This window comes from Micromonospora sp. NPDC048835, from assembly GCF_040649995.1.
GTDB lineage: Bacteria > Actinomycetota > Actinomycetes > Mycobacteriales > Micromonosporaceae > Micromonospora.
Window position 1 is genome coordinate 87,633 of the sequence record NZ_JBEZGM010000006.1, and the last position, 26,227, is coordinate 113,859.

Annotated in this window: 32 protein-coding genes; 17 read left to right on the forward strand and 15 right to left on the reverse strand. The window is 70.9% G+C overall.

Annotation, left to right across the window (positions count from 1 at the left end):
- Positions 1-80 precede the first annotated feature (80 nt).
- Positions 81-596, reverse strand: a complete 516-nt coding sequence (locus AB0C15_RS09655; RefSeq protein WP_357350496.1) for a DUF2087 domain-containing protein — start codon at positions 594-596, stop codon at positions 81-83.
- A gap of 55 nt (positions 597-651) precedes the next feature.
- Positions 652-1,155, reverse strand: coding sequence for a MarR family transcriptional regulator (locus AB0C15_RS09660; protein ID WP_357350498.1), 504 nt, complete (start codon positions 1,153-1,155; stop codon positions 652-654).
- A gap of 69 nt (positions 1,156-1,224) precedes the next feature.
- Between AB0C15_RS09660 and AB0C15_RS09665 the strand changes: the two genes are divergently transcribed.
- Positions 1,225-2,457, forward strand: a complete 1,233-nt coding sequence (locus tag AB0C15_RS09665) for an MFS transporter (RefSeq protein WP_357350500.1) — start codon at positions 1,225-1,227, stop codon at positions 2,455-2,457.
- 5 nt (positions 2,458-2,462) lie between these two features.
- On the opposite strand, the gene AB0C15_RS09670 is transcribed toward AB0C15_RS09665, so the two are convergent.
- Entirely contained in the window at positions 2,463-2,654 is a 192-nt protein-coding gene (locus AB0C15_RS09670) for a DUF397 domain-containing protein (RefSeq protein WP_357350502.1), read from the reverse strand.
- Entirely contained in the window at positions 2,645-3,415 is a 771-nt protein-coding gene (locus AB0C15_RS09675; RefSeq protein ID WP_357350504.1) for a DUF5753 domain-containing protein, read from the reverse strand. Before AB0C15_RS09675 ends, AB0C15_RS09670 begins: the two co-directional genes overlap by 10 nt.
- Before the next feature lie 204 nt (positions 3,416-3,619).
- On the opposite strand from AB0C15_RS09675, the gene AB0C15_RS09680 reads away from it, so the two are divergent.
- The 4 genes from AB0C15_RS09680 to AB0C15_RS09695 all read left to right on the forward strand — a co-directional run bounded on the left by AB0C15_RS09680 (position 3,620) and on the right by AB0C15_RS09695 (position 5,983).
- The gene (locus AB0C15_RS09680) at positions 3,620-3,916 is read left to right on the forward strand and encodes a hypothetical protein (protein WP_357350506.1); all 297 of its coding nucleotides are present in this window, start codon (positions 3,620-3,622) and stop codon (positions 3,914-3,916) included.
- Positions 3,917-4,065: 149 nt separating this feature from the next.
- Positions 4,066-4,587 carry a SigE family RNA polymerase sigma factor gene (locus AB0C15_RS09685; RefSeq protein ID WP_357350507.1) on the forward strand — a complete coding sequence of 174 codons (522 nt, stop codon included), beginning with the start codon at positions 4,066-4,068 and terminating at the stop codon, positions 4,585-4,587.
- Positions 4,584-5,852, forward strand: a complete 1,269-nt coding sequence (locus AB0C15_RS09690) for a hypothetical protein (protein WP_357350509.1) — start codon at positions 4,584-4,586, stop codon at positions 5,850-5,852. Before AB0C15_RS09685 ends, AB0C15_RS09690 begins: the two co-directional genes overlap by 4 nt.
- Positions 5,853-5,857: 5 nt before the next feature.
- The gene (locus tag AB0C15_RS09695) at positions 5,858-5,983 is read left to right on the forward strand and encodes a hypothetical protein (RefSeq protein WP_357350511.1); all 126 of its coding nucleotides are present in this window, start codon (positions 5,858-5,860) and stop codon (positions 5,981-5,983) included.
- Between the two features lie 9 nt (positions 5,984-5,992).
- On the opposite strand, the gene AB0C15_RS09700 is transcribed toward AB0C15_RS09695, so the two are convergent.
- Genes AB0C15_RS09700 through AB0C15_RS09710 form a run of 3 tightly spaced genes read right to left on the reverse strand, consistent with a single transcriptional unit; the run spans position 5,993 to position 8,138 of the window.
- On the reverse strand, positions 5,993-6,580 hold the full coding sequence (locus AB0C15_RS09700; RefSeq protein ID WP_357350513.1) for a GNAT family N-acetyltransferase: 588 nt from the start codon (positions 6,578-6,580) through the stop codon (positions 5,993-5,995).
- Between the two features lie 23 nt (positions 6,581-6,603).
- Positions 6,604-7,110: a DinB family protein gene (locus tag AB0C15_RS09705; RefSeq protein ID WP_357350515.1), complete on the reverse strand. Its 507-nt coding sequence runs from the start codon at positions 7,108-7,110 to the stop codon at positions 6,604-6,606.
- Complete coding sequence (locus tag AB0C15_RS09710; RefSeq protein WP_357350517.1) at positions 7,107-8,138, reverse strand: aldo/keto reductase; 1,032 nt, start codon at positions 8,136-8,138, stop codon at positions 7,107-7,109. Before AB0C15_RS09710 ends, AB0C15_RS09705 begins: the two co-directional genes overlap by 4 nt.
- A gap of 123 nt (positions 8,139-8,261) precedes the next feature.
- Here AB0C15_RS09710 and AB0C15_RS09715 point away from each other — a divergent pair, with 123 nt between their 5' ends.
- The gene (locus AB0C15_RS09715) at positions 8,262-9,815 is read left to right on the forward strand and encodes a glycosyltransferase family 39 protein (protein ID WP_357350518.1); all 1,554 of its coding nucleotides are present in this window, start codon (positions 8,262-8,264) and stop codon (positions 9,813-9,815) included.
- A gap of 49 nt (positions 9,816-9,864) precedes the next feature.
- Here AB0C15_RS09715 and AB0C15_RS09720 read toward each other — a convergent pair whose 3' ends face one another.
- On the reverse strand, positions 9,865-10,347 hold the full coding sequence (locus AB0C15_RS09720; RefSeq protein WP_357350520.1) for an Rrf2 family transcriptional regulator: 483 nt from the start codon (positions 10,345-10,347) through the stop codon (positions 9,865-9,867).
- A 126-nt stretch (positions 10,348-10,473) separates the two neighbouring features.
- On the opposite strand from AB0C15_RS09720, the gene AB0C15_RS09725 reads away from it, so the two are divergent.
- Positions 10,474-11,214: an NAD(P)H-binding protein gene (locus AB0C15_RS09725; protein WP_357350522.1), complete on the forward strand. Its 741-nt coding sequence runs from the start codon at positions 10,474-10,476 to the stop codon at positions 11,212-11,214.
- Here AB0C15_RS09725 and AB0C15_RS09730 read toward each other — a convergent pair.
- The gene (locus tag AB0C15_RS09730; protein WP_357350524.1) at positions 11,184-11,696 is read right to left on the reverse strand and encodes a GNAT family N-acetyltransferase; all 513 of its coding nucleotides are present in this window, start codon (positions 11,694-11,696) and stop codon (positions 11,184-11,186) included. The two genes, AB0C15_RS09725 and AB0C15_RS09730, sit on opposite strands and share 31 nt — an antisense overlap.
- Positions 11,696-12,949, reverse strand: a complete 1,254-nt coding sequence (locus tag AB0C15_RS09735) for an MFS transporter (protein WP_357350526.1) — start codon at positions 12,947-12,949, stop codon at positions 11,696-11,698. Before AB0C15_RS09735 ends, AB0C15_RS09730 begins: the two co-directional genes overlap by 1 nt.
- 128 nt (positions 12,950-13,077) lie before the next feature.
- Between AB0C15_RS09735 and AB0C15_RS09740 the strand changes: the two genes are divergently transcribed.
- The 4 genes from AB0C15_RS09740 to AB0C15_RS09755 all read left to right on the forward strand — a co-directional run bounded on the left by AB0C15_RS09740 (position 13,078) and on the right by AB0C15_RS09755 (position 16,389).
- Entirely contained in the window at positions 13,078-14,010 is a 933-nt protein-coding gene (locus AB0C15_RS09740; protein ID WP_357350527.1) for a LysR family transcriptional regulator, read from the forward strand.
- A 107-nt stretch (positions 14,011-14,117) separates the two neighbouring features.
- Positions 14,118-14,456: a winged helix-turn-helix domain-containing protein gene (locus AB0C15_RS09745; RefSeq protein ID WP_357350529.1), complete on the forward strand. Its 339-nt coding sequence runs from the start codon at positions 14,118-14,120 to the stop codon at positions 14,454-14,456.
- A gap of 3 nt (positions 14,457-14,459) precedes the next feature.
- Complete coding sequence (locus tag AB0C15_RS09750; protein ID WP_357350531.1) at positions 14,460-14,735, forward strand: hypothetical protein; 276 nt, start codon at positions 14,460-14,462, stop codon at positions 14,733-14,735.
- A gap of 28 nt (positions 14,736-14,763) precedes the next feature.
- On the forward strand, positions 14,764-16,389 hold the full coding sequence (locus tag AB0C15_RS09755; RefSeq protein WP_357350533.1) for a serine hydrolase domain-containing protein: 1,626 nt from the start codon (positions 14,764-14,766) through the stop codon (positions 16,387-16,389).
- On the opposite strand, the gene pip is transcribed toward AB0C15_RS09755, so the two are convergent.
- Positions 16,369-17,361 carry a prolyl aminopeptidase gene (gene pip / locus AB0C15_RS09760; RefSeq protein ID WP_357350535.1) on the reverse strand — a complete coding sequence of 331 codons (993 nt, stop codon included), beginning with the start codon at positions 17,359-17,361 and terminating at the stop codon, positions 16,369-16,371. The two genes, AB0C15_RS09755 and pip, sit on opposite strands and share 21 nt — an antisense overlap.
- Positions 17,362-18,141: 780 nt before the next feature.
- Here pip and AB0C15_RS09765 point away from each other — a divergent pair.
- The 6 genes from AB0C15_RS09765 to AB0C15_RS09790 all read left to right on the forward strand — a co-directional run bounded on the left by AB0C15_RS09765 (position 18,142) and on the right by AB0C15_RS09790 (position 22,429).
- Positions 18,142-18,870, forward strand: a complete 729-nt coding sequence (locus AB0C15_RS09765; protein ID WP_357350537.1) for a class I SAM-dependent methyltransferase — start codon at positions 18,142-18,144, stop codon at positions 18,868-18,870.
- Positions 18,839-19,408, forward strand: coding sequence for a pantetheine-phosphate adenylyltransferase (gene coaD / locus AB0C15_RS09770; RefSeq protein WP_357350539.1), 570 nt, complete (start codon positions 18,839-18,841; stop codon positions 19,406-19,408). Before AB0C15_RS09765 ends, coaD begins: the two co-directional genes overlap by 32 nt.
- A gap of 218 nt (positions 19,409-19,626) precedes the next feature.
- Positions 19,627-20,088 (forward strand): HNH endonuclease, encoded by a 462-nt coding sequence (locus AB0C15_RS09775; RefSeq protein WP_357350541.1) that lies wholly within the window; start codon positions 19,627-19,629, stop codon positions 20,086-20,088.
- A gap of 223 nt (positions 20,089-20,311) precedes the next feature.
- Positions 20,312-20,641: an endonuclease VII domain-containing protein gene (locus AB0C15_RS09780; RefSeq protein ID WP_357350543.1), complete on the forward strand. Its 330-nt coding sequence runs from the start codon at positions 20,312-20,314 to the stop codon at positions 20,639-20,641.
- 533 nt (positions 20,642-21,174) lie between these two features.
- Positions 21,175-21,540, forward strand: a complete 366-nt coding sequence (locus AB0C15_RS09785; protein ID WP_357350545.1) for a hypothetical protein — start codon at positions 21,175-21,177, stop codon at positions 21,538-21,540.
- Positions 21,541-21,670: 130 nt separating this feature from the next.
- Positions 21,671-22,429, forward strand: coding sequence for a nucleotidyltransferase domain-containing protein (locus AB0C15_RS09790; RefSeq protein WP_357350547.1), 759 nt, complete (start codon positions 21,671-21,673; stop codon positions 22,427-22,429).
- A 53-nt stretch (positions 22,430-22,482) separates the two neighbouring features.
- Here AB0C15_RS09790 and AB0C15_RS09795 read toward each other — a convergent pair whose 3' ends face one another.
- The 4 genes from AB0C15_RS09795 to AB0C15_RS09810 all read right to left on the reverse strand — a co-directional run bounded on the left by AB0C15_RS09795 (position 22,483) and on the right by AB0C15_RS09810 (position 26,176).
- Positions 22,483-23,178, reverse strand: a complete 696-nt coding sequence (locus tag AB0C15_RS09795; RefSeq protein WP_357350549.1) for a hypothetical protein — start codon at positions 23,176-23,178, stop codon at positions 22,483-22,485.
- A complete protein-coding gene (locus tag AB0C15_RS09800; protein ID WP_357350841.1) occupies positions 23,175-23,609 on the reverse strand; it encodes a sigma-70 family RNA polymerase sigma factor in 435 nt (144 codons plus the stop codon). Before AB0C15_RS09800 ends, AB0C15_RS09795 begins: the two co-directional genes overlap by 4 nt.
- A gap of 130 nt (positions 23,610-23,739) precedes the next feature.
- Positions 23,740-25,260 carry an FAD-dependent monooxygenase gene (locus AB0C15_RS09805; RefSeq protein WP_357350551.1) on the reverse strand — a complete coding sequence of 507 codons (1,521 nt, stop codon included), beginning with the start codon at positions 25,258-25,260 and terminating at the stop codon, positions 23,740-23,742.
- 196 nt (positions 25,261-25,456) lie between these two features.
- Positions 25,457-26,176, reverse strand: coding sequence for a TetR/AcrR family transcriptional regulator (locus AB0C15_RS09810; protein WP_357350553.1), 720 nt, complete (start codon positions 26,174-26,176; stop codon positions 25,457-25,459).
- Between the last annotated feature and the right edge of the window lie 51 nt (positions 26,177-26,227).

The following is a 26,227-nucleotide window of genomic DNA, read 5'->3' on the forward strand; positions in this document are numbered from 1 at the left end:
CCATGTCGGCGATGCTAGCAATCTCGGCGCGACGACTGCGAGCGATTTCGCCCACCCGGTGGCCAGCGCGCGGCGGACGATCAGAGCCGCTGGTAGATGCCGTGCTCGCGGGTGAGCAACCGCTCGTCGATCAGATACCGGCGCAGCGTGGCGTGATCGGAGCCCCCCGCGGCGCACCACGGCTTGAGCGCGTCGTCGACGGCCCGCTCCGGATAGCGGGTGCCCGGCTCGAACGACCGCTCGGCGATGTGCGCCAGCAGGACCCGCCGCCGGCCCCGCTGCGCCGGCATGCCCACCAGGACGCCCGCCCGCAGGAAGGTCCGCAGCACCGGGTCGACACCGGGTTCGGCGTCGTCGGCGGGGCGACTGTCGCGCGCGGCGGCCGTCAGTGCGGCGCCGTCGGCCGCGAGCGCGCCGTCGGCGCCGGTGACGAGGCCCGCGTCGGTGAGCCGGCGGACACCGGTGAGCACCACCCGCGCCGGCAGGCCGGCGCGTTCGGCGACCCCGGCCACGCTTGTCGCACCCAGCACGATCGCCGCGAAGATCCGTCGTCGTCCGTCGTCGGCCAGGGCACCGGCCAGCGCATGCGCAGTCACGCCGGTCACCCTCGCATCAGCCGTACGCGGGCCGCCAGGCAATTTTCCGGTGCGCTCAGTCGGCCTGCGGCTGCTCGGCGACGAGCAGCACCCGGCGCAGCAGGTCGGCGAGGTCTCGTCGTTCGGTCGCGGTGAGCGCGCCGAGCAGGCGGTGCTCCTCCGCGCCCTGAACATCCATCGCCCCGCGCCAGGCGGCCTGACCCTCCTCGGTCAGTTCCACGTCGACGCGTCGACGGTCGACTGTCGACGGAATACGGCGCACGTAGCCCCGTCGCAGCAGTGCGTCCACCCGCGCCGTGATGGAGGCGGGGGCCATTGTGAGGTCGGCGGCGAGGTCCGAGGGTGCGGCCCGGCCCCCGCGACCGGCCAGCGCCTGCAGGGTGTCGTACTCGTGAGCCGGCAGGTCGAACTCGACCAGGACCCGCTCCTTGACCGCCCGTAGGTGCCGGATCAGCCGGATCATCCTGGTCACCGCCCCCTCGACGTCCGCGTCGAGGTCGGGGAGCACGGGCAACCACCGCTCGATGTGCCTGTCGACGGCGTCCTGGGGGGTGGTCACCGGCTCAGCTTATCTCAACACCAAAATATTCATTGCCGAAATATTCGATGTCGAAGTATGTTGTCGGGCATGGCTCACCCGCTGCGCAACCACTCCTTCCGGCTGCTGTTCCTGGGCCGCACCCTCTCCGCCCTCGGCGACGCGGTGGTGCCCGCCGCGCTGGCCCTCGCGGTGCTGCGGGCCACCGACTCCACCGGCGCGCTGGCCGTCGTCCTCGCCGCGGCGATGGTCCCCCGGCTGCTCCTGCTGCCCCTCGGCGGTGTGGTGGCCGACCGGTTCGACGCCCGCCGGGTCGCCCTACTGGCCGACCTGGTCCGGTGCGCGACCCAACTCGCGGTCGGCGTGGAGCTGCTCGGCGGCGACCCGTCGCTGTCCACGGTGGTCGTGGCGTCCGCCCTCGGCGGCGTCGCCTCGGCGTTCGCCATCCCGACCGCGTCGCCGCTTGTCGCCGGCACCGTCGAGCCAGCCGACCGGCAACGCGCCAACGCCCTGATGGGCATCACCGCCAACACCAGCCGCCTGGCCGGTCCGGCGCTTGCCGGCGCGCTGATCTGGGCCGCCGGGCCCGGCTGGGCGTTCATCCTGGACGGCGCGTCGTTCGCGCTCAGCGCCGCGCTGCTCGCCCTGGTACGGGTCCGCCACGTGCCGGTGCCCCGCCGCCCCGTCCTCGCCGACCTGCGGCACGGCTTCGCTGAGGTCCGCGCCCGCGACTGGTTCTGGACCAGCCTGATCGGGCACGGCGTGTGGAACGGGGCCGCCGCCGTGCTGATGACCCTCGGGCCGGCCGTCGCCATCGACCGGCTGGGCGGTGAGACGACCTGGGTGCTGCTGTTGCAGGCCGGTGCGATCGGGATGCTCACCGGATCGTTGTTGGCCGGGCGGGTTCGGCTACGCCGGCCGGTGCTGCTGGCCAACCTCGGGCTGGCCTGCTACGCCGCGCCGCTGTTCCTGCTCGCCGTCGCCGCGCCCGCCCCCGCGGTGATCGCCGCGTACGCGGTGGCGCTGACCGCCCTCGGCTATCTCAACCCGGTCTGGGAGACCGTCGTGCAGCACCACTTCCCGCCCGAGGTCCTGGCCCGCGTCACCTCGTACGACTGGCTGGTGTCACTCGGCGCCATGCCGCTGGGCTACGCGTTGGCGCCGCTGGCCGCCGACGCGCTCGGCGCACCGGTGCCCCTGGCCGTCGCCGGGCTGCTGGTCCTCGTCTCGTGCGCGGGAACCGCGCTGGTGCCCGGCGTACGCCGATTCACCTGGCCGGCGACCCCGCAGCCGCAACCGGCCGAACCCGCCGGCGTCCGCTGACGAGGTCAGGCGGGGTGGCGGGCCAGCGCGACGAAGCACCGCCACGACGCGGGGCTGAAGGCAAGCGTGCCGCCGTCGCGATCCTTCGTGTCCCGCACCAGGACCACACCCGGCAGGTTGTCGGCGACCTCGACACAGTTGCCGCCGTTGCCGCCGCTCTTGGTGCTCTTCCGCCAGCGCGCGCCGGTCATGTCCATGCTGCTGCCGCTTCTCTGAGGAGTGCCAGGGAACGCCCTCGGGGCAGTGCCTCTCCGCGAATCCGCTCCCACCGTCGCTCCAGATTAACAAGGTCCGATGGCTGGTCCAGGATCTGCGCCTGGGCCGCGCTGTCCACATGCGCGACCCGGGAGCCGTCCGGCAGGTCCGCGATGGTGAACGGCCCGTCGAGCCCCGGGTAGCTGGGCGCGTCCGCCGGGACGACGTGCAACTGGACGGTGCCCGCTTCGGCCTGCCCGACCAGGCACGCGAGTTGGGTGGCCATCAGCGCGCGGTCGTCGCCGACGCGCCGTCGCAGCACCCCCTCGTCCAGCACGGCCACCAGCAGCGGCCCGCCCTCCCCCGGGGCGAGGATCGCCTGTCGGCCGAGGCGCGCCCCGGTAAACTCGTCGATCGCCTCCGCCGCCAGCATCCCGTCGGCCAGGGTCGCCCGCGCGTACGCCTCGGTCTGCAACAACCCGGGCACCCACGCCAACTCGAACGACCGCAGCGTCACCGCCTCGCGTTCCAGATCGACCCACGGCCGGAACCACACCGGCTCACGGCGATTGCCCGCGTCCGGCCACAACGTGTCGACGTCCTTGGCGAGAAGGTCGGCAACGGTCGCCCGGTGCCGACTCTGTGGAACGTGCCCCGGGTTCGCCCACCGGGCGACGGTCTTCGGGTGCACCCCGATCCGATCGGCGAGGCTTTCGGCGGTGTGACCCGCTGCGGCGAGCGCTGCGACAAAGGCGTGGTTCATGCCGTCCTTCCCTGGTGCAAAGCGGCTGCGATGAAGACATAACGTAACGCTGTGTGCTTGTCCAGCAACTACCGGCAAAGTGCGGTTTAGGCGGCGCGACCGGCAGGGATTTTCGACCCGGCGGGCGCGTTCGCGGGGCCGCCTCCGGTGGGCGGGCACTCCCGGAGGCGGCCCCTTCCCAGACGCCGAGCAGAGGGAAGACCGGTGCCGGACAACAACGAAGACGCTTGCCGGTTCAGGGCCGGGGACCTGGTGCTGCTGACCACAGCCGCGAGCGTGCAGTTCCGGAAACCGATAGTCGTCCGCGTCATCCGCGAGATCCCCGACCGGCACACGTACGACGGTTGGCTCTGGCTCGACGCGTACCAGCTCGACACGAAGGGCGAGGCGGTCGCCCGGCGGGAACTGTTCGTGATGCGCGCGGGCCTGCGGTTGTGCGCCCCGGGTACGGCACGCCCACCCGCGCCGGTCCGACGTCGCGCCTCCGCGCGGACCGTCTGATCCCGCTGCCCGACCTGACCTCGCCTTTCGTCGGTTGGGCCGCGGCCCGTTGAGTCACCGAATCCACCAAGCTGGACCCGCGGTTGCCGGACCGGTAAACCTCGCGAGCCGCCGTGGTGTCTTGCTTGTTGACGAGGCCAGGGGGTCAGATGAGGGATTCGCGTGGAGCGGAGTTCGATGACTTCGTTCGCACCCGATCGGGGGCGCTGTTGCGGGTCGCCTTCCTGTTGACCGGGGACCGGCACGCCGCGGAGGACCTGCTTCAGGACGTGCTGGAGCAGGTGTACGTGCGCTGGCGTCGGGTGCGGAGCAGCCCGGAGGCGTACGCGCGACGCGCGCTGGTCAACCGGTCGATCAACAGGTGGCGGTGGCGTGCGCGGCGTCCGGAACAGGCTCTGGGTCACCACGACGGTATTGCCCGGGACCACTCCGACGTCGTGGCGGTGCGCGAGTTGGTCGTCGGAGCGCTGCGCGCACTGCCGCCTCGGCAGCGGGCAGCAGTCGTGCTCCGCTACCTGGAAGACCTGCCGGTCGTCGACGTCGCAGCGACGATGGGCTGCTCCGAAGGCGCGGTGAAGAGTCACGCCTCCCGAGGGCTGGCTCGGCTGCGAGAAGCACTTGCCGGATCGAGTCTCGTCACGCCCACCACCGGAACCGGGAGTTCGCGATGACCATGAACGACAGCGACGTACGCGGCATCCTGCACCGGGCGACGGATGACCTGGTCAGCCCGCCGGGCCTGCTCGCCGAGGTGCGTCGGGGCGGGCGGCGGCGGGTGGTACGCCGGCGAGCGGTGTTGGCGGCGCTCTGCGCGGCCGTGGTGGCCGTGCCCGTGGCCGGCGTCCTGGACCTGCCCGGCAACGCCGGAGACGCACCTGCCGCATCGCCACTGCTGGACGAGCCCACTCGCGGTGATCTGGCCGCCGACGAGGGATACCTGCGGCAGGTTCGCCAGGTGTGGCAACGCCGGATCAAGGAGGTCGGGGATCGGACGCGCGGCGAGCCGCACGTCGTGTGGGCGGCAGACACGCCTGCTGGCCCGGCCGCCTACGTCGCCCAGGCCACCGCGCACGGCACGACGGTGGGGTTCGTCGAACCCACCGCCGGCGGCCCGCGCGTGCGCACCCTGACGCAGGCCACCGACACCGAGACGGACGGCCTCGAGCAGGCGGCACTGCTCGGACCGCAGCGCGACGTGCTTTTGGTGCTCGACTTCGGGCAATCGGTGGAGTTCTCGCCGCAACTGCGATACCTGCCCGATGGAAAGGTCGAGCGGACCTTCACGCCGGTGGCGTTCCGCGACGGTGCGGCGGTGTTGTCGGTGCCGCCGCAGCGCACGAAGCTCACCGTCGCGCTCTCCAGGACTCCCGTTGGACGGGAGAACAAGATGCACATCGACGGTACGAGCGAGATCTACTTCCCCGGCAACAAGGATCGGCCGGCACCACCGCTGATTCGCCGCACGCTGCCCGGCACGGAGCAGGTCTGGGGCATCGACCCAGCCGCCAAGGAGGTGAGCGCGCCGACCGAAGCCCTCGCCGAATACCTCGACCCTGTCGGAGCGCACACGCACGATGGCTCTCCCCGACTGTGGGTCTATGGGGCAACCCCGGACGGCCGGCGACTCCTTGTGGAGACCGTCCAGTACGACGACGACCCCACCCACGTCGTCGCCCTGCTCGCCCGAAAATATCTCCCCTTCGAAGCGGTGGCCAGCACCACCGTGAACTGGTCGGCACCCCTACCCGTGCGGCTACGACTCCCCGACGACCAGGGCGTCCTCGTCGCCGCCGAGGGGTCGGCGCTGAGCTTCCGGGTGGGTGACGGCCAGTGGCAGGATGCCGGCCGTAACGCGGCACTCCTGCCCGCGACCGCGACCGAGGTACGGGTCACCGCCGCCGATGGGACCACCACGAACGTCCCGGTCGCCTCCTGAACCAGTTGGTGGTCGCGGGCGTCGGCGGCCTGGTGGCCACCGGTGTGGTCGCGTTGCGACTGCCGAGGGCGATGCGACGCGCCGACGCGAACGCGGCGACGCCGACGACACCCGAGCCGACCACCGGGTAGGTCGGGAGGTCAGACCGGCCCGTCGGTGCGCAGTCGTGCGTGCAGGTGCATGTCGTGCCAGCCGTCGGCGTGACGCATCGATCGTCGGGCCACGCCCTCCACAGTGAAACCGGCCCGCGTGGCCACCCGGCACGACGCCTCGTTGGCAGTGGAGTGCTCCAACGTCAGCCGGTGCAACCCCGCCCCCGTGAAGCTCCACCGGGTCATCGCGAGCAGCACCCCGGTGGCGATCCCCCGGCCGCGCGCCGCAGGCAGCAGCCAGTACGACACGTGTGCCGACGCCTCGGCCAGCAGAACGCCCCGCAACCCCACCTGACCGACCGGCAGGTCGTCGTCGCCGACGATCGCCCAACTCGCGGCCGTCTCGTCGCGCCAACGGCTCTCCCACTGCGCCGTCCACGCCCGCGCCTGGTCGTCATCGTCCAGACGCAGGACGTGCCACCGCTGGATGTCGGGACAGCCGAAGGCCGCCCGTACGGCCGGGGCGTCGTCGTCACGCCACGGCCGCAGCGTCAGCCCGGGGCGTACCGGAAGGTCCGGTTGCTTCTGGGCCCGGAAGCTTCCGACGGGCAGGGCGGGTTCGACGAGCAGCGGCATTGCCCCATTATCGAGCCATCGCCTCACTCGCCGGTCGGGCCGCCCGCGAGTTCGGCGACCACGTCGAGGTGACCGAGGTGGCGGGCGTACTCCTGGAACAGGTGGAACAGCACCCGCTCCAGCGACGCCGGGTCGGCGCCGTTCCAGCGCGGGCCCGGCGCACCGATCTCGGCCAGGTCGTGTGCCGTCACCACGGCCGTGGTGTGCGCGCCCTGCGCCCGCAGCGCCGCCACCAGGTCCGCGCGGGTCTCCTCTGGGGCGACGTACCAACGGTCATCGCGACTGTCACCCCACGGCTCGGCGACGTCCCGACCCTGGAAACCCCACTCGATCCACCGCCGCTCGACGTGGCGCAGGTGCGTGAGCAGCTCCAGTGGGGTCCACCCGGAGGGCAGCCGGCTGCGCCGCAGCTCCGACTCGTCAAGCGCCGACACCTTGTCGAGGACGGACTCGCGGAAGTACTCCAGGTATCGGAGGAAGACCTCGGTGCGGCTGCCCGCCGGGCCGGTCGGCTCGGGAAACTCCGTCATGACCCGGTGGGCAGGTCACGGCCGCGCTGACGCACACCCGCGCCGCCGTACGGGTAGTCGCCCACCGGTGGGGCGCTCGCCTCGTCCAGCAGCCGCATGTGGTCGGCGTCGAGGACCAGGTCGGCGGCGGTCAGGTTGTCGTCGAGCTGGTCGGTGGTCCGCGCGCCGAGGATCACCGAGGTGACCGCCGGTCGGGCCGCCAGCCAGGCCAGCGCCACCGCCGACATGGACACCCCACGGTCCTCGGCGATCTCGCGGACCGCGTCGAGCACCCGCCAGGTGCGCTCCTCGGCGTTACGACCCGCGTACGCCTCGACGCCGCGCTGCGGGTTCTCACCGAGCCGCGTCGCGCCGGTGGGCTCGTTGTCGCGCTGGTACTTGCCGGTCAGCCAACCGCCGCCCAGCGGCGACCACGGCAGGATGCCGATGCCCTCGTTCTCGCAGACCGGGACCAGCTCGAACTCGATCTCCCGGGCCAGCAGGTTGTACTGCGGTTGCAGGGTCACGATCGGGGTGAGGTTGAGGTGCTGGGTGAGCAGCGCCGCCTTCTGCAACTGCCAACCGGTGAAGTTGCTGACCCCCGCGTAGCGGATCTTGCCGGCGCTGACGGCGTCGTCGAAGAACCGCAGCGTCTCCGGCAGCGGGGTCAGCGGGTCCCAGGCGTGCGCCTGGTACAGGTCGACGGCCTCGACGCCGAGCCGTCGCAGGCTGGCCTCCAGGGCGCGGGTGAGGTGCACCCGGGACAGGCCGGCGTCGTTCGCCCCGGGCCCCATCGGGAACCGCCCCTTGGTGGCGATGACCAGTCGGTCCCGCACGTCGGGCCGGCTGCGCAGCCACCGCCCGATGATGTCCTCGGAGACGCCTGTGGAGTAGACGTCAGCGGTGTCGATGAAGGTGCCGCCGGCCTCGACGAACCGGTCCAGTTGGGCGAAGCTACCGGCCTCGTCGGTCTCCGCGCCGAAGGTCATCGTGCCCAGACACAGGGTCGACACCACGGTGCCGGTGTTGCCCAGAGTGCGATAGCGCATATCGTCCTTTCGGTCCGAGTGACAAAGCCGATCTTCGCACTGGCCCCGGCCACCCGCATACGTCACGGTGCCGAACGTGGTCACGGGCACGCACGCGGCGACGCCGCCGGTCATCATGGGCGCGTGAGCGAGTCCGCGACCGACATCGACCGACCGCACGAGCCCACCCAGTCGCCGCCCACGGCGGTCCCACCCGAGCCCGGTGCGCGTACGCGCGGTCCGTGGCTGGTCGCCGCCGCCACCGCGGCGACGTTGCTGCTGCTCGCCGGCCGCTACGGCTACCACCGCGACGAGCTGTACTTCCTGCTCGCCGGTCGGCACCTCGACTGGGGTTACGTCGATCAGGGGCCACTGGTCCCGGCGCTGGCCCGGCTGCTCGACACGATCGCGCCGGGCAACCTGGTGGTGCTGCGTACCCCGTCGGCGTTGCTGGCCGGCGGCGCGGTGCTGCTGGTCGCCGCCATCGCCCGGGAGCTGGGCGCCGGCCGGGGCGCGCAGGTGTTCGCGGCGGTGCTCGCCGGGTTGTCCGGCATCGTGCTCGCCAGCGGGCACCTGCTCAGCACCACCACCGTCGACCTGCTGGTCTGGTTGGTCGCGGCGTGGTGTGCGGTGCGGTTGCTGCGCACCGGTGACAGCCGCTGGGCGCTGGGCATCGGGCTGGCGCTCGGCGTGGGCATGCTCAGCAAGCTGCTGCCGGCGTTGCTGGCCGTGGGCCTGGTCGCCGGGGTGCTGATCGCCGGGCCGCGTCGGCTGCTGCGCGACAGATGGGTGCTCGCCGCCGCCGGGATCACCGTGCTGCTGGCCGCGCCGAACCTGATCTGGCAGGCGGCCAACGGCTTTCCGCAGCTCGGCGTGGCCGCGTCCATCTCCGACGGCGACAGCTCCTACAGTGGTCGGCTCGACGCGTTCACCCTCCAGTTCGTCATCATCAGCCCGTACGCCGTTCCGATCTGGATCGCCGGCCTCGTCGCGTTGCTGCGTCGGCCGCAGTGGCGGGCCTACCGTGCGGTGGGCTGGGCCTGGATGGTGGTGGTCGGCATCGTGCTGATCGCCGGCGGCAAGGGTTACTACGACGCGCCGCTGTTGCTGGTGCTCACCGCCGCCGGTGCGGTTGTCACCGTGGCGTGGGCGTCGCGCGGGTCGCTCTGGTGGCGTCGCGGGTTGCTCGTGCTGGGCGTGGTGCCGTTCCTGCTGCCAAACGTCGTGTTGCTGCTGCCGGTGCTGCCGGCCGACCGGTTGCCCGGGTTCGTGGTCGACGTCAACTACGACGCCGGTGAGACGATCGGTTGGCCGGAGTTCGCCGACTCGCTCGCCACCGTCCATCGTGCTCTGCCGCAGGACGAGCGTTCGCGCGCGGTCATTCTGACCGGCAACTACGGCGAGGCGGGCGCGGTGGCCCGGTACGGGCCGGCACGTGGCCTGCCCCGGGCGTACTCCGGGCACAACAGCATGGTCGACTTCGGCCGGCCGCCCGCCGACGCGGACGTCGTCATCGCCGTCGGCTGGGCCGGTCCCGCCCGGTTGAACGAGTGGTTCGAGTCGTGCACGCAGGCCGGCTGGGTGGACCAGCGGGTCGAGGTGGAGAACGACGAGAACGGCGGCCCGATCTTCGTGTGTCGGGGGCTGCGGCGTCCGTGGGCGCAGATCTGGGACACCGAGGTACGCCACACCGGCTGACCAGGCAGCACCGGCTCCGCTGGTCAGCCGGCAGCACCGGCTCCGCTGGTCAGCCGGCTCCGCCGCCCAACCATGCCTGGATGCCGACCAGGGCCTCGGGGCCGGAGGTGGCGTCGACGTCGCGGGCGAGATCGGCGATGGTGATCGCGGCGAGGGCCTGCCGCCACGCGTCCTCGGCCGACCACATGGCGCGGGCGACCGGGCACGGTGTGGTGCAGGCGTCGGCCGGGGTCGCGAAGGGGCCGCGCTGGCGGATCTCGGTGCAGACGAAGCTCGGGCCGGGGCCGTCGACGGCGCGGACCACGTCGAGCAGGGTGATGCTCTCCGGCGCGCGGGTCAGCACGTAGCCACCCGACTTGCCCTGCACCGAGTGGATCAGGCCGGCGCGGGCCAGCGACTGGAGCTGCTTGGCGAGGTAGCTGCTGGAGACGTCGTGCAGTTCCGCGAGCTTGGCCGCCGGAACAGGCGTGTGGCTGGCGGTGAGCACCACGCAGCAGTGCAGGGCCCACTCCACCCCGCCGGACATCTTCATGACGTCACCCTAGTCACCCCGTTACTCGGACTCATTGTGTCCGAGTATAGTTCTCGGACAAGGAAGGTCCGAGTTTCGGTTGACCGCTGACGGTCGGACCACACAGTCACGGGAAGGTGCATGGGCATGAAGATCGCCGTACTGGGCGGAACCGGCCTCATCGGGTCGCAGGTCGTCAAGATCCTGCAGGCCGCGGGGCACGACGCGGTGCCGCTCTCGCCGTCCACCGGAGTGGACCTGCTCACCGGGCAGGGCCTGGCCGACGGGCTCGCCGGGGCTGAGGTCGTGGTCAACCTGACGAACTCGCCGACCTTCGACGAGGCCTCCCCCGCCTTCTTCCAGACGACCATGGACAACCTGCTGGCCGCCGCCGCTCGCGCGGGCGTCGGCCACGCGGTGATCCTCTCCATCGTCGGCGTCGACCAGGTGCCCGGCCTGGACTACTACCGCGCCAAGACCCTCCAGGAGGACATCCTCACGGCCGGTCCCGTTCCGTACTCGATCGTCCGCGCCACCCAGTTCTTCGAGTTCGTCGAGGCGATCATGTCCTGGACGGCCGACGACACCACCGTCCGGCTGCCCAGCACCCCGGTGCAGCCGATGGCCGCCGCCGACGTGGCGCAGGCCGTCGCCGAGGTCAGCATGGGCGCCCCGCTCAAGGGCGTGCGCAACGTCGCCGGGCCGGACGTCTTCGCCCTCGACGAGTTGGGGCGGATCACCCTGGCCGCCCGCGGTGACCAGCGCACCGTGACCACCGACGACAGCTCCGGCATGTTCGCCGCCGTGTCCGGCGACGTGCTCACCGGCTCCGCCGACGCCGTCATCGCGCCCACCAGCTACCGGGAGTGGCTCGGCCGCCAGGCCTGAGGTGTGGACACGACCCGCACGTCGCCGTGCTGGACGATCATGACGGCGGCGTGCGGGTCCCGGTCTGCCACTCGCGCGCCAGCACCGCGAAGACGAGTTGGTCGGCCCACTCCCCGTTGAACAGGTAACTCTCGACATGGCGGGCCTCCTGCCGCATGCCCAGTCGCGCCATCAGCCGGGCCGAGGCGCTGTTCGGCGGTACGCTCCAGCCGGCTACGCCACACCAACTCCACGATGCCGATCACCCCGGCGTCGGTGACGGCGGCCACCGTCAGGCAGTCGCCCTCCGCGCGCCACGCGTCCTCGCCCGCCATGGCCAGCACCGACGCCCGCGACTGCGCACGGGTACGCGGCTCCGCGCCGAGCATCCACCGCACCACGTCGGGCCGGCGCTGATACGCGTACACATCGTCGAGGTCGTCGATCGTCACCGGGCGCAGGGTGAGCCGCGCGGTGCGGATCGGGAAGGTCGGCTGGAACATCACGCGATCGTCGAGATCCGCTCGGCGCGCTCGGGTGCCGGTCGAACGGTGTCCGGGCGTCGGGGCAGCAGCAGCGGGCTCGCGAGGATCAGCAGGCCGGCGACCGTGATCGCCGTGCGTGGGCTGGTGGCCTGCGCAAGCAACCCACCGAGCGCGCTGAGGACGGCGATGGTGGCGCTGCTGCCGATCGACCAGGCAGAGAGGGTGCGGACGACGCGATCCTGCGGAGTCTGTTCCAGGCGGTAGGTGGCGAGCAACGGGTTGTAGAGGCTCATGCTGATGATGATCGCCAGTTCGACGGCGATCACCGTGGCGAGACCGACCACACCGGGCTGGACGAAGGCGAGGCCGATCAACCAGATCGCGCGCAGCGCGCCCACGGTGCGGATGATCCGGTGTTGACCGTGGCGTGCCACCACCCGACGGGCCAGGCGCGACCCGATGAGCCCGCCGACGCAGGGCACGGCGAAGGCGAGGCCGTACTGCCACGGCGGAAAGCCCAGCTCGCCGAGCAGGAGCACGGCCAACAACGGCTCGGTGGCCATGATCAGCCCGGCGACGAGCAACTGGTTGAGGTAGAGCGCCCGCAGGCCGGGGTGGGTCAGCAGGTGTCGCCAGCCGTCGAGCAGGTCCCCGGCCCGGACCCGGCCCGCGCCGACGCGCCGGGGGCGGTCCTCGTAGCCCCGCATGGCGGTGAGGCCCAACGCGGAGAGCAGGTAGCTCAGCGCGTCGGCCACGACGGTGACGACCGGCCCGAAGAGTCCCACCGCCGCGCCGCCCAGCGGCGGCCCGATCGCAATCGCGCTCCAGGTCGTCGACTCGAACCGCGCATTGGCCACCAGCAGGTCGTCCGGCCGGACGAGAGACTTCAGCAGGGCGCCGCTGGCCGCGGCGAAGGCGATCCTGGCGGTGGCGAGCACGGCCGAGACGACAAGCAACTGCCCGAAGCTGAGCCGGCCCAGCGCGTACGCGACGGGGACAGTCAGCAGGACCGCGAACCGGGCCAGGTCCATCGCGACCATCACCCGCCGCTTGCGGTGGAACTCCACCCACGGCCCGAGCGGCACCGCGAGCAGCGCGCCCACCGCCGGCCCCAGCGCGGCCAGCACGGACACCTGGGCGGGGCTGGCGTGGAGCACCAGCACGGCGATCAACGGCAACGCCCCGAAACCCAGCCCCGAGCCGTAGGCGCTGACCGCGTACGACGCCCACAACCAACCGAACCGCCGTCCCAGGGATCGCCTCGTGGACACACCCACACCTCCCGCTCCCGACAACCCGCCGTTGACCGTCGCGATCACAGCAAGCCCGGTGACCAGAGATCAAACAACCCGGTGAGCGGCGAGTCACAACCAGGAGTTGTGTCAGTAGGGTTCGCCGGGTGAATCTCGACGCCGTCCGCACCTTCGTCGTCGCCGCCGACGCCGGCCAGTTCCAGGACGCCGCGGTCGCGCTGTCGATCACCCAGCAGGCCGTCTCCAAGCGCGTCGCCGCGCTGGAGAAAGACCTCGGTGTACGACTGTTCACCCGCACGGCTCGCGGCACCCACCTGACCGTCGACGGTCAGACGTTCCTCCCGCACGCCCGGGAACTGCTCCGCGCCGAGGCCCGCGCCGACGCCTCGGTACGCCCCGGCCGACGGGCGCTGCGGGTCGACGTGCACAGCCGACGGATCGCACCGGCGGTGCTGTTGCAGGACTTCCACCGGGCGTACCCCCGCATCGAGCTCGACGTCGTCACCCTCGACGCCGACGTGCACGCCGCGACCGCCGCCGTCGAGGCGGGCACCGTCGACGCCACCTTCCACGCCGTCACCGTCGCCGTACGCCACCTGCCGGCGGCGATCCGGACCGCGCGGGTGATCGACGAGCACCACGAGCTGCTCGTCGGCCCACGCCACGCGCTCGCCAACGCCCGCAGCGTCACGCCCGCACAGCTCGCCGAACACCGCATCTGGATGCCCGGCCTGGCTCCCGGGACCGAGTGGGCCGACTACTACGACGCACTCGCCGCCGCGTTCGGCCTCACCATCGACCTGGTCGGGCCGGTCTTCGGCAACGAGGTGCTGCTGGCCGAGATCGCCGACTCGGCGGAGCTGGCGACCCTCGCGGGCGAGCGCACCCGTTACCTGTGGCCGGACAGCTACGACCTGCGGCGCGTACCGGTGCGCGACCCCGCGCCGATCTACCCCCTCTCGCTCATCTGGCGCGACGACAACCCGCATCCCGCGCTGCGCACACTTCGCGACTATCTGGGCTTCCGACGCGCGCAGGCACCCGCCACCGGGGTCTGGCTACCGCACTGGGCTCGGTGATCGGCCCACCCCGATCGGACGGTTGACGTCCACTCCCCTCCCTGTCAGACTTTTGTGACACGGGGTGTCAGAGAAATCTGACGCTCCCGCTGAGGAGGGAAACCAGGATGAGCGGCACCCCGCCGACCGGTGACGAACTCGTGTCACTGCTGGCCGCGTTGGCCAGCCCGCACCGGTTGCGAATCCTGGCCGCCGTGGCCCGGCAGCGCACCTACGTCAGCGAGCTGGCGCGGCAACTGCAGATGAACCGACCGCTGCTCTACATGCACCTGCAGAAATTGGAAGCGGCCGGCCTCGTCACCGGCGAACTGGTGACGGCACCGGACGGCAGTTCGGTGAAGTATGTCCAGGCGGTGCCGTTCGCCGTCGCCCTGGACCTGGAGACGATCGCGCTGGCCGCCCGGAACCTGACCGGCCCGGGGCCCGGCGCAGAACAGGAGAAGTGAGCAATGACCCACCAGGTGGCGTTGGACATCGCGCAGACCTCCACCATCGCCGTGGCGGTGATCGTGACGGCGGTGATCGTGGTCGGCGGTCTCATCGGGACCGCCATCTACCGCGCCCGGTACGCGGCAGCTCGGGAGGAGGGCTACCGGGTGCTGGCCGAGCGCGGTGCGACCGGCGCCCAGGCCACGGCGCAGGAGATCAGGGGGGTGCGGGAAGAACTCGGCGAGGTCCGGCAGCGCCTGGCGGCACTGGAAAAGCTCCTGAGCCAGATCGGCTGACGGCCCACCGACGAGAGGGACGCACCCCATGAGCACCTGGACGTACGCCCGGACGCAGACCCGACGGCTCGTCGGCGTGACCGGCTGCATGCTGGTGACGGCCACGCTTGCCGCCCCGGTCGCGGCCAGCCCCGCGACCGTCGACGACCTCGCCGCCGGCGAACGCTACCTGCGCACCTACCAGGAGCAGGTCAACGCACCCGGGCTGGCGTACGCGGTCATCCGTGGCGACGAGGTGCTCCAGCGCGGCGCGTGGGGCGTCGACGGGGACGGCCGAGCGGTCACCCCGCAGACCCCGTTCCTGCTCGGGTCCACGAGCAAGTCGTTCACCGCGCTGGCGGTGACGCAACTGGTCGAGGCCGGCCGGGTCGACCTCGACACCACCGCGTCCACCTACCTCCCGTGGCTGCGACTGGGCAACCCGGACACCACCCGGACGGTCACCGTCCGGCACCTGCTGACCCACACCAGCGGCCTGCCGCAGGTGTGGAGCACCGACCTGACCGACCGCTACGACAACCGCCCCGGCGCGCTGGCCCGATCCGTACGGGACCTGGCCAGCGTGCGGCCCACCGCCGCCGTCGCAGAGACCTACCAGTACAGCGACGCCAACTACATGATCCTCGGCGCGCTCGTCGAGCACGTCACCGGCGACACCTTCGGCGGCTACCTCCGCCGGCACGTGCTCGATCCGCTCCGGATGACGCACTCCGCGGCCACCGCCGACGAGGCCCGAGCTGTCGGCATCCCGGCCGGGCACCGGTACCACTTCGGCCGTCCGCACCGCTTCACCGCGCCGTTCGACACCGCGGGGGTGCCCTACGGTTTCCTCGCCGCCAGTCTCGACGACCTGTCCCACTACGCCATCGCGCAGCTCAACGGCGGCCGCTACGGCGAGAGCCGGGTCCTCGGGCCGCAGCGCACGCAACAGATGCAGACCGGCACCGTCTCCACCGGTCACGGCAGCTACGGGTTCGGCTGGAAGAACAGCACCCTGGACGGCGTCGGCACCCGCATCGTCTGGCACGCCGGCGCCACCCCGGACTTCTTCACCCACATCGTGCTGGCACCCGACTCGAACCTCGCCGTGATCATCATGACGAACGTCTACGGCCTGCAGATGGACGCGCCGCTCGCCGCAGGTGCGTTCAACCTCGCCCGCATCCTGCACGGCGGCACACCCGCGACCGTCACCGAAGACCCGATGCACGTCTGGGCCCTGGTCGGGCTCCTCGGCGTCGCCGCGGTGCTGTTCGCTCTCCTGGCCTGGTCCTGGGTCCGCATCCTGCGGAGGCGGCGGAACGCGGTCGCGCCACCGCGCTCCCGGGGCCGGACGGTCGCCGCCACCACCGCCTGGGTCGGTGCCTGCGCCGCGGTGGCGGCCGGAGCCGGCTGGCAGGCGCCCTCCCTCTGGCAGGGCGCCGGGCTGGCGAAACTCCAGTTGTGGGCCCCGGACGTCGGGCACACCATCCGCGCCGTGGTCGTCCTGGCAGCCGGGCTCGCGCTGACCCGCCTGGGCTCGGGTGTGTACGCCATGGCCACCGCCGACCGCGCGAAGCGCGCTGCCGACAGCACGACCGCCGACCGGTCGGAGCGCGACCCCTCGCCGAGCAGCCGCGCCGTCGTGTCAGCGTCAGTCGACGATGGCGCGTGACGTGCGTACGTCCGCAGCACCTGCGAATCGGTCGAGGGCGCGAAGAACGTGTTCCCGCGTCTCGGTGGTGCCGAGGTGTCCTGCGCCCTCCACCACCGTCAACGTCGAGTCGGGCCAGGCACGGTGCAGATCCCACGCTGTCTGCAGCGGCGCGCCGAGGTCGAGTCGGCCGTGGATGAGGACGCCGGGGATACCGACCAACTGCCTGGCATCGCGCAGCAGTGCGCCTTCCTCCAGCCACGCCCCGTGGGAGAAGTAGTGCGCGCAGATGCGCACGAAGGCCAGCCGAGCCGAGGAGGGGCGGTCGCCGTACGGATTGCTCGCGCCGCCGGTCTCTCCGGACAGGACCACGTCTTCCCAGGCGCACCAGTCGATCGTGGCTCTCTCTCGCACGGAGGGGTCGGGGTGTTCCATGAGGCCGGCGTACGCGGCGACGACGTCCCCGTCGCGGGGTGTGCCCGGCGCGCCGTCAAGAAACCGCTCCCACTGCTCGGGGAAGAACCGGCCGACGCCCCGATAGAGCCAGTCGACGTCGGCGCGTCGCGTCATGGTGACGGCGACGATCACGATTTCGGACACCCGCCGGGGGAACTGCTGCGCGTAGGCCAAGAGGAGCGTGGAGCCCCAGGAACCGCCGTGCAGCAGCCAGCGGTCGATGCCAAGGCGCTCGCGTAGCCGCTCCATGTCGGCGACCAGGTGCCAGGTCGTGTTGTGCCGCATGTCGGTCGCCGGCTCGCTCGCGTGTGGAGTGCTGCGACCGCAACCTCGCTGATCGAACAGGACGACCCGGTACCGGTCCGGATCAAAGTACCGGCGCCAGCCGGTCCCACAACCGGATCCGGGCCCGCCGTGCACGACAAGCGCCGGCTTTCCGGCCGGATTGCCGCACACCTCCCAGTACACGAGGTTGCCGTCGCCTACGTCGAGCACGCCCGCGTCGTACGGCTCGATTGGCGGGTACAGCTCGGTCACGCTCCAGACCTCCGCGACGTGGGTGGCAATCGTATGGCGAGCTTCAACAGCGGGACAGGTGGAGAATTCGGTGCGGCCATCAACCCTGGGCCGATACGGTCGGGCCGTGGTCGCTGATGGGTACCGGTTCCGATACGTTGGGCCTGCGGACATAGCTGCTGCAGTACGCCGGACGGGCTCAGACGGACAGTGCGTTCGCTCCATCGAGGACGTCAGAAGCTGGCTCGCTGGTGCCGAGCCACGGGACCACACCGAGCCATTTACCTATGTGGTCGACCCGCACGGCATTCTCCGTCTGGCCCCACGGCGTAGTGAGCACGTGGCGTGCGCCGGCGGAGGTGAGGTGCTCGCCGCCGGTGAGATCACCTTCGTTCAGCATCCTGCCGGCGTGAAAGTGGGCGAGATCAGCAACCAGTCGACCGGATACTGCCCTGATCCGTCATGCTGGACGGCGGTAGCCGCAGCCCTCGATGACATGGGAATTGGGCACCCAGATTCGTTCACGGCGACGTTTGTATTCCGCCGCTGCCCGGACTGCTACTGCGTGAACATCGTCAAAGGCGACGACTACGCGTGCGCCCTCTGCGACCAGCTGTTGCCTGATTCCTGGAACGTGGACCCACGCTGGACCGCAACCTCTGGGCACCAGGAGGAAGGCTGTGAGGCTGGGGCCGTCACCGACGTGTCAAAGTCCAAGGCCATCACGGGCCGTCAGCCTGGGCGGTTAGTCACACCCCTGCACCCTTGCGCCCTCGGGTACCTGGACGGTGGGGTCAAGGCATGGCTCGAATCGCGTACGGCAACGCGGACGCCGCGGCGTTCGAGGCGACCCGTCACCTCACCGACGACGGGCTCTCGGCCTGGCGGGAAGCCGTGACCCGGCACCTTGACCCCCATGCGGGCATGCGATTACTCGACCTCGGCTCGGGCACCGGAATGTGGGCGCGAGCCTTCATCGACTGGTACGACGTCGAGGTCACCGCAGTCGAGCCCTCCGAGGCGATGCGTGCCCGCTCGATGTACCAGCCTGTCCTGCATGGCGACGCCGAGCGCATCCCGCTCGACGACGGCAGCGTCGACGCCGCCTGGATCTCCACGGTCATCCACCACGTGCCGGACCTGAACCGTGCAGCCCGAGAGGTACGCAGGGTCGTCCGCCCCGGCGGCCCGGTGCTGATCCGCTCCGCGTTCGCCGGCCGACACCACGCCATCACCCTGTTCCGTTACTTCACCGAAGCCATCCGGGTGCTCGACACCTACCCCAGCGTGGCCGATGTCGAAGCAGCCCTCACTGCCGCCGGGTTCATCACCGTCGGCCTCGAACAGGTCCCGCAGGTAACCGCAGCCTCACTACGCGAGGCTGCGGCGGCGCTGCGCCGCGAGGCACACACCCCTCTGCAACTGATAAGCGACGACGAGTACGCCGCAGGTCTGGCCCGACTGCGCAGGGCAGCGCAACGTGCGACCGGACCCGTGGTTGACGCCCTGGACCTCCTCGTCGTCACCTGAGCCGCACCAGCATCCTGAGAAGATCACCGACGATCGTGGCATTGGGGTCGGGGTCGTGGTGACTGCAACATCGAGTCGTGGGGTGGTGTCCGTGCGCGTTTCGTTGGCGGTTTATCCAGGCACGTTCGATCCGTTCACCCCGGGACACCGCGACCTGGTGGCCCGCGCTCGGGTGATGTTCGACCGGGTCATCGTGTTGCTGTCGGTGAACGCCGACAAGCAACCAACCGCCGGGGCTACGGCCAGGGCCGTGCAGGTGCGCGATGCCATTCCGGCAGCCTGGGACAACGTCGAAGTGGACACCTGGACCGGCCTGACCGCTGCCTACTGCCGACGCCGAGGCGCCACGGTCATCGTCCGCGGCGTACGCACGGCCGCGGACCTTGGCTACGAGCACCAACTCGCCGCGATGAACGAGCAACTCGGCATGGGGACCATCTGGTTGCCGACGCGTCCGCACCTGGCCGCCATGTCATCCACGGCCGTACGCGCACACCGATCGGCACAGTCGGCCCGGTCGACTGACGCTGAAGTGTGAGGCTCAGCTACCGACACCCAAGGCTGCCGCCCGTCCCCGGACGGCCACCTTCGTGGCAGCCGCGCTCGCGCTGACCCCGCCTCGGCCTGGGCGTGTACACCATGGTCACCGCCGACCGCACGACCGCCCACAGGTCGGAGCGCGGCCACTCGCCGAACAGCCGCGCCGTCGTGTCAGCGTCAATCGACGATGGAGCGTGACGTGGGTACGGTGACACGGTGCTCTCCGCCGTGAAGGGTCTGTCCCGCTACCACACCGAGGAGTCGCTTCGCGCCTACCTGCTGGAGCGCTCACACCGCACCGAGACCGGCTGCCTGGTCGTCGTCGGCTACGGGCAGCGACGCGGGGTGCACCAGAAGGTCGCGGGCCGGGCGTGGGCGCACATCGCCGCGTACGTCGTCTTCCTCGGCGGGTACGACCCCGCCCTCGACGTCGACCAGTCCTGCGGCGCCGCCGACTGTATCGAGCCGACGCACCTACGTCAGCTCAGCCGTGCCGAAGCCGGCCGCCGCCGGAACCAGGCGCCGCGGTGCCGCAACGGCCACGACCGTGAGCTCGACCCGGCGACCGGCCGGTACCGTCGGGTCTGCCGAACGTGCAACCGGGAGGCACAGCGCCGGTGGCGTGAACGCGAGGCCGCCGAGGTGACCCAGGCCCGGGCCGCGTACGGCCGCTCGTAGTCAGGCCATCCAGCGCTTCGGATGCCGGCATCGCCACTCAAGCTGCCAGGGTGCGAGGATCGTGAACGAGTCAAAGACCTGCCATCGGTGCAAGCAGCTTCGGCCGGCCGAGTCCTTCGTCGGCGCGACCGGTCGCACCATGCTCTCCTGCCAACCGTGCCGCGACTACTCCCGTCGTGTGAATCAGGCCAGTAGGGATTCCCGACCGGGCTCCAATCGAGCGATGAATCTCTGGAGCAAGTACCGGATCACCGAGCCGTTCTACGATGAACTGAGGTCACGGCAAGGGTTTCGATGCGCCATCTGCGGCATCCATGAGGATGACCTCGCGGCAACTCTCGCCGGTCGCCCTCGGAAGGACGGTAAGCCCTCCGCCCAGGCGTTCCGGTTGGTCGTGGATCACTGCCACGGCACCAACACCGTTCGAGGGCTCCTCTGCAACGGATGCAACTCGGCACTTGGGCACTTCCGGGACAGCCCTGAGGCGCTGCGCCGCGCACTGGACTACCTCCAATCGGGGCCGTCGTCGGTGCCGCCCGGAGAGGCCACCTGAGTTTCCCGCTCGATGTGTGCGCGCCTAACAACCCAGACGCGTACACCAGCGTAAATCCTTACGCACAAGAACTGTCATTATGGTGCATGGTCGGTTTGCCCGAAATGTAGAGGGTAATTACTGGATTAGTGTTACCAGTAAGTCGTTAATCGGGCTGAGGTCGCAGCGGGGCTGCGGGAGACTCTGTCGAAGTGCAGCCTGAGCCGGCGTTCTCCACAGGCCGGTCCGTCGTCTGCGCCGTGCGTGGAGTTGGGGCCTATCTGGACGCGAGGTCGCACATCGACTCTCGGGCTTCCGCTGCGACGGGGTGGATCTGTTGCTGGCGCCGGATCCGGCCCGGGTGCCCACATCGGTGAGCGGGTGGAGGGTCGAGACCTGTCACGTCTTTGTTGCCGGCCGGGGTCATGCGTCGAACTTTGATCCATCTGGAAATCGAAGTTCATCACTGCGCTTGATCACTGAATGTTAGTAGCCTGCTGCGGACCGTTCGGTCGAATGTCTCTCGTGCTCGGCAATCGATGGGAGTACCAGGCGTGCAGAAGAAGAAGTTGTTCATCAACAGCGCAGCGGCAATATCGGTCAGCGGTCTTCTGCTGGTCGTTCCTCTGAGCGGGGCGAACGCGGCTGACACCAGCCCCGCCGCGAGTAAGAAGCCGTCCGGGATGACTGCACTGTCTCAAACGACAGGTACTCCCGTAACAGTGTTGGCGGGGGCGAACAATATCTCCTTCGCCACCTGCCCCGCCGGCACGGTCATCACCGGAGGAGGCGGACAGACTTCCGGGTTCGACATCTTCCTCACCGACTCGTTCGCGTCGGGCAACGGCTGGGCGGTACGAGGCTCCAACCGGGGAACCACGGCTCAGAACCTTACGGCCGTCGCCAACTGTCTCGGGTAGAACAGCTCGCCGATGGGCCCGTCACCCCCGGCGCCGGGGGTGACGGGCCCGCGGTCATCACGGGCGTTGACAAAGCCCTGGAGGTCGCACCGGGGTTGCGGGAGTCTCTGTCGACGAGCAGCCTGAGCCGGTGTTCTCCAGAACGGAACGTGATCTGGTCCGGCGGCGGCTCCTGGACCTCGCCGACCACGACCCCGCTGTCGTCGCCGCCGCGATCACCGGCTCCCACGCCACCGACGACGAGGACCGCTGGTCAGACATCGATCTGGCCTTCGCGGTCAGCGAACCACTCGACGCCGTGATGCACCGGTGGACGCGACACCTGTACCGGGACTTCGCCGCCGTCCATCACTGGGACCTGCCGTCCGGGCCTGCCATCTACCGGGTGTTCCTACTTCCGCAGGGCCTGGAGGTCGACCTCGCGTTCAGCCCGGAAGGTGACTTCGGGCCGCGCGGCCCGAAGTGGCGACTCGTGTTCGGGCGATCCGCACCGCCGCAGCCGGTCATGCCGGGTGGCTACGACGTGATCGCCGGCCTGGCCTGGCACCACGCACTGCACGCGCGGATCAGCATCGAGCGCGGCAGGTACTGGCAGGCGGAGCACTGGATCAGCGCGCTGCGAACCCAGACGATCGCGCTCGCCTGCCAACGTCTGCGCCACCCCACCAGCTACGCCAAGGGTGCCCATCTCCTACCCCCGACCATCACCGGTCCCCTCGAAACGACACTGGTCCGCTCCCTGGAGGAGACCGAGTTGCGTCGCGCGCTGTCGGCCGCCGTGGCGGCCCTGAGCGCGGAACTCACTCGTACGGACCCGACCCTGGCCGACCGCCTACGCCCGATTCTCAGCGACCTTGCCGCTTCCGATGACGATCCACGCGAGGGCTGAGGGAGTCCGCGAACCACCAGCCCGGCCGCCCTGTGGGCCCGCCGGCGCGTCGCTCATCTCGTCGCGGTGGCCCACTCGGCCGCCATCGATGGGCTGTAGTACCGGGTGAAACCGCAGGTCCACGCGATCGGGTCGGCGAGCGGTGCGCCACCCCAGCGGGGCATGCCAGACACGAGCAACCGCGTGCCGACCTGATAGGCGGGGGCATGCTCGGACGTGGCATCGCCCGTCTCGGCCCCCGCGGCGGGTGGCGAGATGTCCACCACGGCGGTGCCGGCGGAGCCGCCCGTGAACCAGGTGTGCACCTGGAATGTCACCGATCGCAGGTCCAGCGGGGGATGCTCACCGCGCCCGGTTCGTCCCGGCCCGATGCCGGTCACGGTGCCGTCGAAGGCGAAGGCCTGCTCGGCGAGCGTCTTCGGGGAGTACGGCTTGGCGCACTGCGTCGCGCCGGAGGTGAGCGGATCGCCCGGCTTGACCCCGGCCGGCAGTTCGTCCGCCGATTCCGAGGCGGCCGGTGCGGACGAGGGAGTGACCGGCGGCTGCGCCTGCGGCGTCGGGGCCGGCCGGTAGACGCCGTACACACCCGCCGCGACGATCACCGCGGTCAAGGCCGCCGCAGCCGCCAGGGTCCGGCGCCTGCGGCGGACCCTGCGCACCGCCGCGGCGGCCACGGCCAGCTCGTCGGGGGCGTCGGCGGCCTCGGCGGCGAACAGCTCGCGCAGCTCGCGCTCGGTCGACTGGTTCATCGGGTCTCCCTCCGTGCGTCGATGGACGCGGGCCCGCGCAGCCTCGCCAGGGCACGCGAGGCGGTGGCCCGCACCGAGCTCTCGCTGACCCCCATGGCCGCGGCGATCGCCGCGTCGTCCAGGTCGGCGTAGTAGCGCAGGACGAGCACTGTGCGGGCGCGCGGGGCGAGCCCGCTCAGCAGCACCCGCATCTGGTCCCGGGCGGCGACTGCGTCGGCCGGGTCGGCGACCGTGGCACCGGTCTCCTGACGCAGGTCGGCGGGCCGCTCCGTCGTCCAACGCCGACGACGCCAGCTCAGGTGCGCGTTCACCAGCATGCGGCGTACGTACGCTTCGGGGTCTGCCGCCGCGCGCACCCGCTTCCAGTGCCGGTACGCATCGGCCAGCACGGTCTGGGCGAGATCCTCCGCCACCTGCCGGTCGCCGCTCAGGACGGCAGCTCAAGGCCGGACGCCGTGCGGTGGCGCGGAAACCACGGGCGGCCCGGCCAGACGCCGAGGCCGATGAGGTGCCGTGTCGACGTAGCGGCACGTCGACACGGCACCTGACAGGTCGGCGAGATCAGTGGGCGGGTCTGCCGAACCAGCGGAGCAGATGCGCGTCCAGGTCCCGCTGGTCGTCGCCGACCCAGGCGACGTGACCGTCCGGCCGGAGCAGGACGCCCGGCACGTCCAGGTCGGCGGCGGAATCCGCGAGCTGGTCGACCCGGTCCGACCAGCCGCCGACGGTCAGGCGTTCGGTGCGGTCCAGCAGGAGACCACGCCCGCCGTGCAGCAGACCGTAGAGGTGGCCCTGTGTCACGTCGACGTCGGGCAGGCGGCGACCGACCAGGTCGGGGTCCGCGCCGAAGTCGTAGCGGATGCCGATGGCGGTGATCTTCGCAAGGAGGTGGAGGTTCACCTCGTCGAAGTCCATCAGCTCAGTGAACAGCCTTCGCACGGCCTGTGCGCCCGGTTCGGCGGACAGCAGCTCCGTCTGCGCCCGGGTGTTGTCCAGCACCTGCGCGGCGACCGGATGGCGCTCGGCCTGGTAGGTGTCCAGCAGTGTCGCCGGTGCCCAGCCGCGGACCTGCGCGGCCAGTTTCCACCCCAGGTTGACCGCGTCCTGGATGCCCAGGTTGAGGCCCTGTCCGCCGATGGGAGGATGGACGTGGGCGGCGTCGCCGGCCAACAGCACCCGCCCGACCCGGTACCGTTCGGCGAGCCGGGTGGCGTCGCCGAAGCGGGACAGCCAGCGCGGCGAGTGCACACCGAAGTCGGTTCCGGCGATGGCCCGCAACTGGTCGCGGAAGTCGGCGATGGTAGGCGGTTCCGAACGGTCGCTGAGCCCCGCGGCGGGGACCAGCACGCTGTAGAAGCCACCGCCCGCCGGCCGTACCCAGAATGGCTTGTGGGTCTGACCCACGGCGGTCGTCGTGGCCGCGATCTCCGCCTGCGGCACGCCCACCTCCATCTCGCCCATCAGGGTCTCGGTCCGGGCGGGCTCGCCGGGGAAGGCGACGCCGAGCAGTTTGCGCACCGTGCTGCGCCCGCCGTCACAGCCGACGAGATAACGGGTACGCAGTTGTTCCCCGTCGGACAACTCGACGGTGACACCGTCGTCGTCCTGCTGGAGCCCGGTGACGGCGCGGCCACGCAGAACCCGCGCGCCCAGTTCGGTCGCGTGTTCTGCGAGCAGACGTTCGATGACCGGCTGTGGGATGCCCAGCAGGTAGGCGTACCGGGAGTCCACCCCGCTGGGCGCGGGCTTGGCGATGGCGGCGAAGTAGGCGCCGGCCGGACGCCGTCTGCCGTGCGGGAGGACGCGCTCCAGCAGGCCGCGCATCGCCATCAGTTCGAGACTGCGGATGTGCAGGCCGACGATGCGGGCGAACGACGTCGGCGCGGTCTCCTTCTCGACGACGAGGACCCGTACGTCGTGCAGGCGAAGTTCGGCGGCGAGCATCGCGCCGGTCGGCCCGCAGCCAGCGATGATCACGTCGTATCGGCGACCGGCGTCGGCGGTCGGCGATGGGAGCTTGCTGGGATCGCGCCGGACCGGATCGGTCGACGTCGGGTCGGCGGGAACGGTCGAAGGATGCATGGGTGTGGCCTTTCGGGAGTGCCGTGTTGGCGGGGCACTCCCGGCGACACCTACGTCGATCGCCCGACCGTGACGGCAAGGGGGAGCACCCACATCGCTGCAACGTTCATGGGTCTCACCTCCTCGGGCGGTGTCGCGGTCACCCGCAAGCTATAGCGCCGGCGCGATCCCGTCGACCTGTTTTCCCGCCACGTCGTCACGGTTCCGGGTGCGTCAGCGAGCGGTGCAGCCACTCTGCCATCAGTGCGCGTTCGGCGTCGGTGAGCCCGGGAAGGTCGGGCAGCACCGTCGCGAAGGTCACCGCGACAGTGCTCGTGCTCGTGTCGACAGTTGCCGGAGTGGTCGCCAGGATGCTGGTGAGGACGGCGTCGAGCATGGCCTCGCTCAGCCCGACGTCGCGCTGGTCGGCGGGGGTGCCCAGCAGGGTGAGGATCGTTCCGTTGCCCGCAGAGTGGATCATCAAAAGGGCGCGCTCCTCGTCGACGCGCAGGAGGCCGGCCGCGGCGAGTCGTCGCACACGGCGACGGAGCACGTCCAGGCCCGCGACCGTCGCCGGTGAGGGTGCGCTGCTCCCCCGGGTGGCGATCAACGCGTACAACTCGGGGTTCGTCAGGCCGAACTCGACGTGCGTGTGCCATCCGGCGCGTAGGTCGGCGACCGGGTCGTCCGGCGCGGCGTCCGCCGCGACCGACTTGCCGCTGACGTAGGCGGCCATCACGTGCTCGGCTACGGCGTCGATGAGGCCGTCCTTGTCACCGAACAGGCGGTAGATGGTCGGCGCCTGCACGCCTGCGGCCTGGGCGACGGCGCGTGTCGTCACCGCGACCGCGCCGCTCTCGCGCAGCAGTTGGGTTGCCGCCGCGACGATGCCCGCACGGAGGTCGTCGCGGGATGCGGTGTCCGGCGTCGTCACCATGAATCAATGCTAACAGCGCTTTGTTAACCGTGGAATATCAGTGCTAACGTT